This is a genomic window from Lentzea aerocolonigenes, from assembly GCF_000974445.1.
Classification (GTDB): Bacteria; Actinomycetota; Actinomycetes; order Mycobacteriales; family Pseudonocardiaceae; genus Lentzea; species Lentzea aerocolonigenes.
Genome location: NZ_BBOJ01000033.1, coordinates 26,115 through 37,856, shown reverse-complemented (window position 1 = coordinate 37,856; position 11,742 = coordinate 26,115). Strand labels below are relative to the sequence as shown.

General features: G+C 69.6%; 10 protein-coding genes. 1 reads left to right on the top strand and 9 read right to left on the bottom strand.

Annotated elements, in window-relative coordinates; all coding sequences use genetic code 11:
• Positions 1-262: 262 nt before the first annotated feature.
• From AOM45_RS44220 to AOM45_RS44205, 4 genes are all read right to left on the bottom strand, one after another.
• Positions 263-1,051: a M23 family metallopeptidase gene (locus AOM45_RS44220; RefSeq protein ID WP_236704052.1), complete on the bottom strand. Its 789-nt coding sequence runs from the start codon at positions 1,049-1,051 to the stop codon at positions 263-265.
• Between the two features lie 486 nt (positions 1,052-1,537).
• Positions 1,538-3,655, bottom strand: a complete 2,118-nt coding sequence (locus AOM45_RS44215; RefSeq protein ID WP_035913718.1) for a transglycosylase domain-containing protein — start codon at positions 3,653-3,655, stop codon at positions 1,538-1,540.
• Between the two features lie 98 nt (positions 3,656-3,753).
• Positions 3,754-4,782, bottom strand: a complete 1,029-nt coding sequence (locus AOM45_RS44210; protein ID WP_030473266.1) for a carbohydrate kinase family protein — start codon at positions 4,780-4,782, stop codon at positions 3,754-3,756.
• 76 nt (positions 4,783-4,858) lie between these two features.
• Positions 4,859-6,139, bottom strand: coding sequence for a glycosyltransferase (locus AOM45_RS44205; RefSeq protein WP_030473265.1), 1,281 nt, complete (start codon positions 6,137-6,139; stop codon positions 4,859-4,861).
• An 86-nt stretch (positions 6,140-6,225) separates the two neighbouring features.
• Here AOM45_RS44205 and AOM45_RS44200 point away from each other — a divergent pair, with 86 nt between their 5' ends.
• On the top strand, positions 6,226-6,891 hold the full coding sequence (locus AOM45_RS44200) for a TetR/AcrR family transcriptional regulator (RefSeq protein WP_156094417.1): 666 nt from the start codon (positions 6,226-6,228) through the stop codon (positions 6,889-6,891).
• Here AOM45_RS44200 and shbA read toward each other — a convergent pair.
• The 5 genes from shbA to AOM45_RS44175 all read right to left on the bottom strand — a co-directional run bounded on the left by shbA (position 6,854) and on the right by AOM45_RS44175 (position 11,508).
• Complete coding sequence (shbA, locus tag AOM45_RS44195) at positions 6,854-7,540, bottom strand: RNA polymerase sigma factor ShbA (protein WP_030473263.1); 687 nt, start codon at positions 7,538-7,540, stop codon at positions 6,854-6,856. The two genes, AOM45_RS44200 and shbA, sit on opposite strands and share 38 nt — an antisense overlap.
• A 146-nt stretch (positions 7,541-7,686) precedes the next feature.
• Positions 7,687-8,913, bottom strand: coding sequence for an SAM-dependent methyltransferase (locus AOM45_RS44190; RefSeq protein ID WP_030473262.1), 1,227 nt, complete (start codon positions 8,911-8,913; stop codon positions 7,687-7,689).
• A complete protein-coding gene (locus AOM45_RS44185; protein WP_236704051.1) occupies positions 8,914-9,591 on the bottom strand; it encodes a DUF1365 domain-containing protein in 678 nt (225 codons plus the stop codon). It lies immediately after the preceding gene.
• Positions 9,588-10,826: an NAD(P)/FAD-dependent oxidoreductase gene (locus AOM45_RS44180; RefSeq protein ID WP_030473260.1), complete on the bottom strand. Its 1,239-nt coding sequence runs from the start codon at positions 10,824-10,826 to the stop codon at positions 9,588-9,590. The genes AOM45_RS44185 and AOM45_RS44180 overlap by 4 nt, the downstream gene beginning before the upstream one ends.
• Positions 10,819-11,508, bottom strand: a complete 690-nt coding sequence (locus tag AOM45_RS44175) for an alpha/beta hydrolase (protein WP_030473259.1) — start codon at positions 11,506-11,508, stop codon at positions 10,819-10,821. The genes AOM45_RS44180 and AOM45_RS44175 overlap by 8 nt, the downstream gene beginning before the upstream one ends.
• Positions 11,509-11,742: the final 234 nt, after the last annotated feature.

Sequence of the window (11,742 nt, the reverse complement as noted above, 5' to 3'; positions counted from 1 at the left end):
GAGATCTCGCCCACTCGGAGATCTTTTGCCGGCGCGGATCACGGCGATCGAGGCGCCGCGCGGCACACAGCGGCGGAGGACGTCGCCGGTTGGGGTACTCGACATCTGTTGCACGAGAACAACCTGGCGCACCTTCTCGAAGGACGCCACCTCCGCCGCCGCGAACGCCATCAGCTCGCCGGCGTCACATCGCCTTGCGTCACCACAGAGGCGTGGGAAATGCTGCGGTTAACCCGATCGGGCGCACCACACCGCGGGACGCTCAGAGCGTCACACCGCGCTCGGCGAGCCAGCCCACCGGGTTGATCTTCTGCGAGCCACCGACCCACACCTCGAAGTGCAGGTGCGGCCCGGTCGACTGGCCGCGGTTGCCGATCGTCGCGATCTGCTGCCCGGCCTTGACCTTCGCACCCTGCGGCACGTCGATGGTGTTCATGTGGCCGTAGACGGTGATCGTGCCGTCCTCGTGCTGCACGCGCACCCACAGCCCGAACCCGGACGCGGGCCCGGCCTCGATCACCGTGCCGTCCATGGCGGCCACGATCGGCGTGCCGATGGCGTTGGCGATGTCGACACCGTTGTGGCTCGTACCCCAGCGGGCACCGAACCCGGACGTGAACGTCCCCTGCGCGGGCCGCACGCACTTCGGCCGCTTCGCCTCCTCCTCGGCGGCGATGCGGGCCTGCTCGGCCTTGGCGGCCTCCTGACGCTTGACGTAAGCGCCCTCGGCGGACTTGAGCGCCTCGGAGACGTGGAACTGCGCCTGGATCTGCTCGGCCTGCAGCAGCTTGCGCGTCTCGGCACTGGTGTCCAGCGAGTGAACCGTCTGAATGCCCTGCGGCTGAGCCTGAGCGGTCATGGCCGCCGCGAGGTCCTTGGTCGCCGCCACGGGGACGATGCGGTCGACGGGCGCGACGGTGGTCATCGCTCCTGCGAAACCGGCGCCGGCGAGGGCACCCGCGGCGACAACCGCCGCAACGGCCTTCTTGCGGTCCAGGTCCACTCTGGCGATCACGTCGACCAGGGCGTCCTTCGCTCGATGCCGTGCCAAACCTGCCTCCATGCACTCGGGGGAGTTCGGCAACCGCGCTTCGCCTGGCGTCGGGGGGCCTGGCTGCGGGCTTCGGGGGGCCCGGTGGTGGACTGGACCGCTTCGGGGGGTGATCCGTGTCCTTGCGGTTATCGAACCGTGACATGCGGCGGAGAACGTAACCTCGCGTCACCGACAGGAGCAAGCCATGTGGGCATTTAGGTGACAAGGCCCACTCGCGCTAACGCTGCGTAGCGAAGCGGTGGATGCCTTGGTCAAGGCGTTTCAGACCAATCCCGGTCTTGGTATTTGCACTGGTCAGTCGCTTTATCGTGAAAGGCTCACGGCGGGGTTTGACGCGGAGCTCACGCGGGGACAGTCACCGCGCGTGCTCGCGGCCGGCTGTCGGTACCGCGCTGGTTCCAGCGGAGGGGTCACCAACGCGCCCCCAAAGCAAAGGGCCGCCGGACGCACCTGGCGTCCGACGGCCCTGAGCCGGCTGAGCGACTACTTGTACTGCGGTGCGGCGGGTGGCAGCGGGGCCACCGGCAGACCCTCGTGGATCACCTTCATCGCGTTGAACCACGTCGGCGCGGCCACCTGGCCACCGAAGACGCCCTGCGAGCTGCCGGGGCAGAAGCGGATCGGGTTCGCGCAGATCACCTCGGGGCGGTTGCCGTCCGCGTAGGTCATCACGGCGCCCGCGTACTGCGGGGTCGCGGCCATGAACGCCACCGACTTGTGCTCCTCGGTGGTGCCGGTCTTGCCGATCGCCGGGCGGTTCCAGCCCGAGGCGGAGGCGGCTGCGGCGGCGGTGCCCGTACCGGTCGTGTCGTGGGACATGCCCTGGGCCAGGGAGTTGGCCAGGTCGGTGTTCACGGCCTGCTCGCAGGGCTTCTCCTTGAGCGGGAGCTCCTTGCCGTAGCGGTCGATGACCTTCTCCACCGGGGTCGGCGGGCACCAGGTGCCGCCGGAGACGATGGTCGCGGCCACGTTCGCCAGTTCCAGGACGCTCGTCGCGCCGGGGCCGAGGGTGTAGGAGCCCGCGTTGTTCTGCTTCGTCCAGTCGCCCTGCGACGGGCCGTTCGACTTGTCGGCCTTCAGCGGCTCGCCCGAGCGGTTCACGCCCTGAAGGGTTTCGCGCATGCCCAGGCGGTAGGCCATGTCCACGACGCTGTCGAGTCCGGTCTTCTCCTGCAGGATCACGAAGCCGGTGTTCGGGGAGGTCGCGAGCGCCTGCGTCAGCGACATCTTGTCGTTGTACTTGCCGGCGTTCTCCACCTTCCACGGCGCGCCGCCGTTCGGGTAGACGCGGGAGTAGTAGGTGGCGGGAACCGACATCTCCTTGTCGATGCCGATGACCTTCTTCTCCAGGGCCGCGGCGGCGGTGAAGACCTTGTTCACCGAGCCGGGGCCGAACGGGAGGACCTCGGCGGGCACGGGGCGGGCGACCTGGCCGAGCTCGGCGTTGTTGCCGTAGTCGCGGGAGGCGACGAGCGCGCGCACCTTGTGCTTGTCCTTGCCCGGCTCGACGACGGACATGACGTTCGAGATGCCGTTCTGGGTCTTCGGCACCTGCTGCTCGGCCGACGCCTTCGCGGCCGCGGTGGCCTTCGGGTCCATCGTGGTCTTGATGGTGAGGCCGCCGCGCTGCAACTGCTTGTCGGTGATGCCGTTCTCGCGGAGGTAGTCGAGCAGGTAGGAGCAGAAGAAGCCGTAGATCGGGCCGTTGCCCGCGCCGACGCAGCCCTTGGGCAGGATCTGCAGGTCCTCGACGACGCCCAGCGGCGCGGCCTTGAACTCCTCGGCCTTCTTCTGAGCCTCGGTCTGGTCGGTGCCGAACGCGCCGTTCTCGCGCATCTTGTCGATGACGATGTTGCGACGCTCCAGCGCCTTGTCCGGGGAGGCACCGGGGTTGAGCGACGACGGCCGGTTCGCGATCGCGGCGAGCAGCGCGGCCTGCGGGACGGTCAGCTTGTCGGCGGTCGTGTTGAAGTACGCCTTGGCCGCCGCGCCGACGCCGTAGGTCTGGTTGCCCAGCGGCACGATGTTGAGGTAGCCGGTGAGGATCTCTTCCTTGCTCATCTGCTGCTCGAGCTGCAACGCGACGCGCGCCTCGCGCATCTTGCGGCCGATGGTCGCCTCGGTGGCCTTCTCCCAGGCCTCCTGCTCGTTGTCGGCGCCGAGCACGAACGCCATGTAGTTCTTCACGTACTGCTGGGTGAGCGTCGACGCGCCCTGCGTCGCCCCACCGTCCACACCGGCCTTGGCGGCGGCACGGGCGATGCCCTGCCAGTCGACGCCGCGGTGGTCGTAGAACCGCTTGTCCTCGATCGCGAGGATCGCACCCTTCATGGTGTCCGAGATCTGGTTGGACTCCAGTGGAATGCGGTACTGGTCGTACAGGTAGGCGATCGGCTGGCCGTTCATGTCCTCGATGGTCGTGACGAGCGGCAGCTCGCCCTTCGCGAGGTCACCGGACGTCTGGTCGACGGTGTCGGCGGCGCGGTTCGACGCGAGCCCCAGACCTCCGACGAACGGGAACACCATCGCGGCGAGGAGCACACCCGCCGTCAGGCACAACCCCAGCAACTTGACCAAGCCTGACGCGCGTGCGGCGAACAACCCGCAACTCCTTCCGAACAACATCCCCAGAGAGGCTCTACGTATTAAGTCGCGCGGGAGGCCCGTGAGGTTGCGTCCGCTGATCGACTCTTTTCAACCTACCGGAGCAACCGCAGGCCGATCGTCGGACTAGCCCTCCGCACCTCGACGCCCGCGTGGTCGGGCAGCAGGTCGTCGAGGAACCCGTAACGCGACAGTTCCTCGTCCGGCCGCCTGCTCACCGTCCGCCACCAGACCGCGATGTCTCCCCAGCCGGGAGCGGACAGGGAGCCACCGAAATGTTGCACGGACAGCGCGGCGCACAGGTTCGCGAACCGCACCCGGTGCTCCAGCGGCCACCCGGCCAGAGTGCCCATCACGAACCCCGCGCCAAACACGTCTCCGGCACCTGTCGCGTCGAGCTGCGCCACGTTCAGTCCCGGCACGTCCACGACCTCGCCGGTCGCGCTGTCGACCGCGACCGCTCCCCCGCCGCCCCGTGTGACGACCACCACGGGCACGTGCTCGGCGAGCTTGCGCGCCGCGTCCTCCGGCGAGTCGGTGCGGGTGTACCCCTGCGCCTCGACGTGGTTGGGCAGGAACACGTCATAACCGTCGAGCCGGCGCAGCAGCTCCGGCGACCACGCCCCGGTGCGGTCCCAGCCTATGTCGGCGAAGAGCTTCGCGCCGTTCTCCTTCGCCGTGCGCACCCACTGCTCGTCCTCGGCCTGGATGTGCACGAAGCACGCCCGTGCCGACGGCGGCGGGCAGAACAGGTCGTCCGCGACGACGGGAGCCTTGTGCCCGTGCGTGACCATGCTGCGGTCGCGTTCCATCGCCATAGATACAGTCACGGGCGAGTGCCAGCCGTAGAAACGACGGCAGTAGGAGAGGTCGACGCCCTCCTGGTCGGCGAGCACGTCCCAGCAGAAGTCGCCGTAGGCGTCCTCGCCGAACGCCGCCGCCAGCGCGGTGCGCAGCTCCAGCCTCCGCAACGCCACCGCGAGGTTCGCGATCCCGCCGGGACACGACCCGAGCCCCTCCGCCCACACCTCTGTCCCCGCGGCCGGCGGGCGGGGCAGGCCGGTGAAGATGATGTCGAGGAAGACGGTGCCGGTGAGCAGCACGTCGTAGTCCGGGTCAGCCATGCGTAAACCTTGCCACCCGCGGCCGGTGATCATGCGCTGGAAACGGTCCTCGCAGGGGTACCGCTCAGAAAGAACGTCAGCGGCTGACGTGGTCGACGATCTCGGCGAGCCGCGGCAGTCCTCCCGCCCGTTCCATGCTCGCGGCGATGCGTTGTGCGTTGTCCCGGTAGCGCGGATCGCGGAGCACGGTGCGAACCGCCTTGCCCACGTCGGCCGGTGACGGCGTCTCGGTCTTGAGAGCGCGACCGACACCGGACCAGGCGACTCGCCCGGCGACCTCGGGCTTGTCCTCCTTGCCGCCGCTCGTGACGATCGGGACGCCGTGGCGCAGGGCGTACTGGACGCCGCCGTAGCCGCCGTTGGTGACGTAGACCTGCGTCTTGGGCAGGAGTTCGTCGTACGGCAGGTATTCGGCGGCGCGCGCGTTGGACGGCAACGGCGGGAGCGCGGAGACCGGCCGGCCGCCGGTGCTCACGACGACGAGCACGTCGTCGTCGGCGAGCGCGGTGAGAGTGGGACCGATGATCTGCCGGTAGTCGTGGTTGGCGGCCGTGCCCTGCGTGACGTGGACGACGGGCCGCGACCCGTCGAGCTCGTCCCACCAGGGAGGCAACGGCGCCTGCGAACCGGTGGCGGAGATCGGGCCCGCGAAGTGCAGGCAGGCGGGCGCGTCGGACCGCGGGTACTCGAACTCGGGCACGGTGAACTGCACGATCGCCTCGGCGTGCCGCGGCCAGTCCATGATCGGGAACGGCAGCCGGGACCCGTGCAGCCGCTGGTTGATCTCCTGGGCCAGCCGCTCGGCCGCGGGAAACACGGTGCGCGCGGCGAGGGTGCCGAGCAGGGCGTTGCGCAGGCGCCCCAGAGGTCCGCGCAACGGTGTGATGCCCATGCCGTACGGCGCGGTGTCACGGCTCATGATCGGGAGCGGAAGCACACCGCACACGACCACGGGTGGCCGCTCGCCGAGCGGGCGGCCGAGCAGGAACGCGCCTCCGAGGAACGCCGGCTCGGTGATCACGACGTCGGCGGGCTCCGCCGACTGCGCGGCCTCGATCGCCTCGTGGTGGGCGCGCCCCGGACGGACGAAGACGTTCTCCAGGTCGAACGCGATGGCCTTCGGCCCCTTCAGCGCCGTGCGTTCGGGGAACGTCTCCGCCCAGTCCTGGCGGTCGTCGAAGTCGGCTTCCTCCGGCAGTGCGACGTGTTCCGCCCCGGTCTCCTTCACCACCTCGGCGAAACGGGAACCGGTGATGAACCGGACGCGGTCGCCCCGCTCGGTGAAGTAGCGGGCGACTGCCAGAAGAGGCGTGATGTGCCCGTGGACCGGCACCGTCGCGATGATGAGGGACGCCATGACGTCACCCGCCTGACCTGGGGAGAGAGATTGAAGACTGTCGAGCAGTATTAACCTGTACGCCGTAGTAGTCAATAATGGCGGACATGACCGAATCCACCCGCCGGTACCGCTCCGAGCTGCGACAACGCCAGGCAGCCGAGACGCGACTGAGAGTGGTCGGTGCCGCGGCGGAGCTCTTCAGCCGGCAGGGCTACCAGGTCACGACGTTCGCCCAGCTCGCGGCCGAGGCAGGCGTGTCCGTGGAGACGGTGCAGCGCCACGGTCCCAAGTCGGCGCTGTTGCGGGCCGCGCTGGAGCTCGCGTCGTTCGGGGTCGAGGGCGAGACCGACCTGTTCGCCACCGACCTGGGAAAGGCGATGCTGCGGGTGCGCGACACCGCTGAGCTCGCCGCGTTGATCGGCACCGCGGTGCTCGCGATCAACGCGCCCTCGGCGGGGCTCTGGGTGGCGGTCGCCAGCGCGGCCCAGAGCGACGAGGAGCTCCGCGGCTACTACGCGGACCTGCTCGCCGAGCTGCGGCGGCAGGTCGAGCACGTGTTCCGCGTCTTCGCCGAACGCGGCTGGCTGCGCACGGACGTGCCGTTCGACGACCTCGTCGAAGCGTTCTGCGTCATCACCGGCGTCGAGACCTACGTCCGGTTCGTGCGGCTGGACGGCAAACCGGACGACGCCTACACCGAGTTTGTGGCGCGGACCCTGCGCGAGACCGTGCTCAGCCCTCTTCCGCGATCATCTCCCGCATCCGGGTGAGCGCGCGGTGCTGGGCGACCCGCACCGCACCCGGCGTCGACTCCACCGCGAGCGCGACCTCCTCGGCGGACAGTCCGACAGCGACCCGCAGCACGAGGATCTCGCGCTGCCGGGCCGGCAGCTTGTGCAGCAGCCGCGTGACCTGGGCCATCATCTCGCCGTTGACCGCGTGCTGTTCCGGTCCGTCGTCGAGAGAGGGGCAGTCCGGCAGCTCCGGCACGACCTCGGCGCGGTTGCGGACGGCGCGGCGGCGGGCGTCCGCGACCTTGTGCGCGGCGATGCCGTACACGAAAGCGAGGAACGAACCCGGTTCGTAGCGGTACCTGGACAACGCGCCGAGCACCGCCACGCAGACCTCCTGCGCGATGTCCTCGGCCGAGACCAGCGTTCGCTCGCGGCCGCCGACGCGGGCGCGGCAGTAGCGCACGATCAGCGGCTGGATGCGGCCGAGCAGGTGCTCGACCGCCCGTCTGTCTCCGTCTAGGGCGGCATCGACGAGATCCGTGAACTCGGCTTCGGCGAGCCACTGGTTGGAGACCGGTGCCTGGCGCACCCGACGGCGCATGGGCACCGTTGGCCGGCTCCAGGCCTCCTCAGGTTCGAGGACGCCGACACCGCCACCGGTCCGCACGGCTGTGGGTTGGACCATCCCGGCGACCTCCTCACTACAGCGACACTAGGGGCTTCACTGAAGAAGAGAACGCAGCGAGCCATTTGATACCGCCTGCTTCCCAAGAGGACCACGAAGTCCAGCCGGGTGGGGAAACGAGCACCCCTTTGGGGTAGAACGTGGTCCTAACGGCCCAGTCTTTCGGCCATTGCGAACTGCTGAACTCCGAGGTAGCCGACGCGGAAACCGGCCTCCGAGTAGGCCAGGTAGAACTCCCACATCCGGCGGAAGGTGTCGTCGAAGCCGAGCTCGGCGACCTCGTCCCAACGGGTGAGGAAGGTGTCGCGCCAGCGGCGAAGGGTCTCGGCGTAGTCGTGTCCGAACGAGCGCGTCTCGACGATCCGCAGCCGGGTGTGGTCGCGCACCGACTCCTCGATCGAGCGGACGGACGGGATGAGGCCGCCGGGGAAGATGTACTTGTGGATCCAGGTGTAGGAGGCCTTGCTCGCGATCATGCGGTCGTGCGGCATGGTGATCGCCTGGAGACCCACCCGGCCGCCCGGCGCGAGCACGCGGTCGAGCACCGAGAAGTACTCGGGCCAGTATTCGGCACCGACTGCCTCGATCATCTCGACGCTGACGACGGCGTCGTACTGACCGTGCTCCTCTCGGTAGTCACGCAGCTCGACCGTCACCCGATCGTGAAGGCCCGCATCCCTCACCCGGTCCAGCGCCAGCTTCCGCTGCTGCTCGGAGATCGTCAGTGACGTGACGGTGGCCCCGCGCTCGGCGGCCCGGATCGCCAGCGCGCCCCAGCCCGTGCCGATCTCCAGCACCCGCGAGCCCTGCCGCACGCCCGCGTGGTCGAGGACGCCGTCGATCTTGCGCAGCTGGGCCGTGCGCAGGTCGACGTCGGAGTTCTCGAACAACGCGGACGAGTACGTCATGGTCTCGTCGAGGAACAGCGCGAACAGCTCGTTGGACAGGTCGTAGTGCCGGTGGATGTTCTGCCGCGACCCGGCGACGTCGTTGACCTCGGTCTGCCGCCGCTCGGCCCACCGCCGCATCCGCTGCAGGCCGGGCGGGACCAGAGTGGACAGCCGCGCCGCGAACGCCGCGAGCACGTCCGCGAGCTCGTCGGAGACCCAGTCCCCCACCATGTAGGCCTCGCCGAAGCCGATCTTGGCGTCGGCGCCGAGCCGGTGGAAGAACTCGGCCGGCCGCACCAGCCGCATGACGGGACCTCCGGCGCCCCAGGTGGTGCCGGACGGCAACAGCACGGTCACCGGCAGCGTCCGGACGGCGTTGCGGAACAGCGACTCGGCGATCCTGGCGCGCAACGGCGAGCGCGGCGCCGTGAACAACCCCGGCCAGATGCCCTGGTTGGGCCTGGGCAACGACAACGTGCTCATCTACTTGCTCCTGGGAACGATCGGCAGGCGCCGCAGGTACAGCGCGATGCCGTGGCGGCGGATCAGGGCGGACACGCGCTGGGGCATCAGCGGACGGCGCAACAGCAGGCGCAGGCCCCGGCTGCGCTCACCTCGCATCGTGACGCTGAAGGTCGTCTTCCCGTTCTGCCGCAACGCGATGGTCACCGACAGCTGGTCTCCCGGTTTCGGCAGCCGCATCACGTAGTGGCCGTCGACCTCGAGGAACGGGGAGACGTAGAACTCCTTGTCCACCGACGCCCGTCCGTGGTCGTCGGTGCGCAGCAGGTAACAATGCCGGCCGCCGTAGGTGTTGTGGACCTCCGCGACCACGCACACGAGCTCTCCGGACGCGTCGTGGCACCAGTAGACGGTCAGCGGGTTGAAGACGTAGCCGAACGAGCGGGCGTTGGCGAGCATGAGGACCTGCCCGCCGCCGAGCTCGATCCCGCGACCGGCCAGCCACTCGTCGAGGTTCTCCCTGATGGACTTCCCCGGCGGTCCGATGTGGTCGCGGGCCTCGAACCGCGCGAACGGCCTCGCCCACCACGGCAGCCGCGGTAGCGCGTCGAGGTCGACGAGCCACAGGAACGCGCGATGGCTGAAGGCCCGGTCGATCAGTTCGCGGCGGGTGTGCGTGATGACGACGTCGTAGATCACCAGTCGACCCCGAAGTGCCTGGCCGCGCGCACTCCCGACGCGCAGCCGTCCTCGTGGAAGCCCCAGCCGTGGTACGCGCCGGCGAAGGCGGTCACGGCGGTGTTGATCTCGGGCAGGCGTCGCTGTGCCGCAACGGACTCCGGCGTGTAGATCGGGTGCTCGTAGGTCATCCGCGCGAGCACCCGCGCGGGGTCGACGTCGTGCGGGTTGAGCGTGACGACGAACTCGCGCGGTTCGTCGAGCCGCATCAGCCGGTTCATGTGGTAGCTGACCAGCACCTGGTCGCTCGTCTCACGGCACGCTCGCTTGTAGAGGTTCCACGACGCCTTCGCGCCGCTCGTGCGCGGCAGGATCGAGGCGTCGGTGTGCAGCCAGGTCTCGTTGCGCGAGTACTGGAACGCGCCGAGCACCTCCTTCTCCGCGCGCGTCGGGTCGGCGAGCAGGCCGAGCGCCTGGTCCGGGTGCGTGGCGATGACGACGTGGTCCGCGGTGTGCAGCACGTTGTTGTCGTCGCGGATCTCCACACCGCCGTTCGTGCGCGTCACGGCGCGGATCGGCGTGCTCACGTGGACCGCGTGCAGGTTCTTCACCACGCGGTCGACGTACGTGCGCGACCCGCCCACGACGGTCTTCCACTGCGGCGTGCCGCCGATCGAGAGCATCCCGTGGTTGGCGAGGAACTCGAACAGGTACCAGGCCGGGTACCTCGTGCTCAGCACCGCTCCCGACGACCACACCGCGCTGACCAGCGGGATGATGAAGTGGTCGACGAAGTACCTGCTGTACCCGCCGATCGCGAGGAACGCCCCGAGCGTGACGTCGTGCGCCTCCTCGCAGGCCAGCACGCGCCGGGCGTGCCGGTAGAAGCGCGTGATCTCGGCGAGCATCCGCAGGTACCGTCCGTTGGTGGCGTTCCCGGGCTGCGCGAAGAGCCCCGGCAGCTTCCGCGCGCCCGCGTACTCCAGCCCGCACCCGTCGCAGCGGACGCTCATCGACATCTCGGAGTCCTGAGTGGACACGCCGAGCTCGCGGAAGAGCCGGATCAGGTTCGGGTACGTCCGTTCGTTGTGGACGATGAACCCGCTGTCGACGGCGACCCCGCCGAGGTCGTGCGTGTGCGCGTGGCCGCCGAGCCGGTCGTCGGCCTCGAACAGCGTGACGTCGTGCTTGCGCTGCAACACGTGGGCGGCGGTGAGCCCCGCGACCCCGGCTCCGATGACGGCGACCTCAGCCACGCGAACCTCCCAGGGGAACGTCGAGGCCCCGCGGCGAGGCCTCCCGCATGGCGTTCGCGATGTCCGGCGCCACCGGTTCGAGCCCGAGCTCACCGTGCACGAAGTCGACGACGAGCCGCGTCCAGTCCCGCGCCCTCCGCAGCATCGCGTGACCGTCACCGACGACGTTGAACCGCGCCACCCGGTCGGTCACGGTCTTCGCCTGCCGCGCGTACCAGAGCGACTTCGCCGGATCGGTCATCCGCTCCTGGTCGCCGTGCGCGATGAGCAGCGCCTTGCCCCTGAGCTGCTCGAACGGCTCACCGGGCACGATCCACGGCCCGAGCGCGCACACCGCTTTCACACTCGGATGCCCGGCGACCCGCAACGCCGTCCTGCCGCCCATGGAGTGCCCGACGAGCACGACCGGCCGCCCGGGATGCAGCTCGGCGATCCGGTCGAGCGCCCACCGCGCGTCCTTGACCGGGTCGAGGCTCGGCGCGTTCCAGCCGCGGACCCGGTAGCGCAGGTTCCAGACCTCGACGCCGGGCGCCCGCAGCGCGCGGGCCAGCGGGACCATCCGCAGGTACGCGAGGTTGTGGCGGCGGACCGGTTCGGTGCCGTGTTCCCGGCCGCCGTGCAGCACGAGCACGACCGCCTTCGTCCCGCCCGGTGGTTTGAGCACGTCGACATGCGGATGCACGGTTGATGTTCGTGAGGCCACGCCCTTCGGCTCGCCCGTTGAGAGCCAGGTCACACAGGTACTGCCGTGACCGTCGGCCGTCGCCCCGCATTTCGCTGGTCAGACGGGTAGCTCGTGGTGCCGGCCCCGCGCCGTCGTACTGGTCGTACGGGGGTGCGGGGCCGGTGCCACGAGGTGCCCTGCTGAGCACCGGAAGGCGCGGCGATGGCCGGCGGTCACGGCAGTATTGTTCGA

What these genes read in the sequence shown, in the direction of transcription:
- shbA (WP_030473263.1), bottom strand. Translation starts at nt 7,540, where the DNA reads ATGGTCCAACCCACAGCCGTGCGGACCGGTGGCGGTGTCGGCGTCCTC.
- AOM45_RS44210 (WP_030473266.1), bottom strand. Translation starts at nt 4,782, where the DNA reads ATGGCTGACCCGGACTACGACGTGCTGCTCACCGGCACCGTCTTCCTC.
- AOM45_RS44190 (WP_030473262.1), bottom strand. Translation starts at nt 8,913, where the DNA reads ATGAGCACGTTGTCGTTGCCCAGGCCCAACCAGGGCATCTGGCCGGGG.
- AOM45_RS44205 (WP_030473265.1), bottom strand. Translation starts at nt 6,139, where the DNA reads ATGGCGTCCCTCATCATCGCGACGGTGCCGGTCCACGGGCACATCACG.
- AOM45_RS44200 (WP_156094417.1), top strand. Translation starts at nt 6,226, where the DNA reads ATGACCGAATCCACCCGCCGGTACCGCTCCGAGCTGCGACAACGCCAG.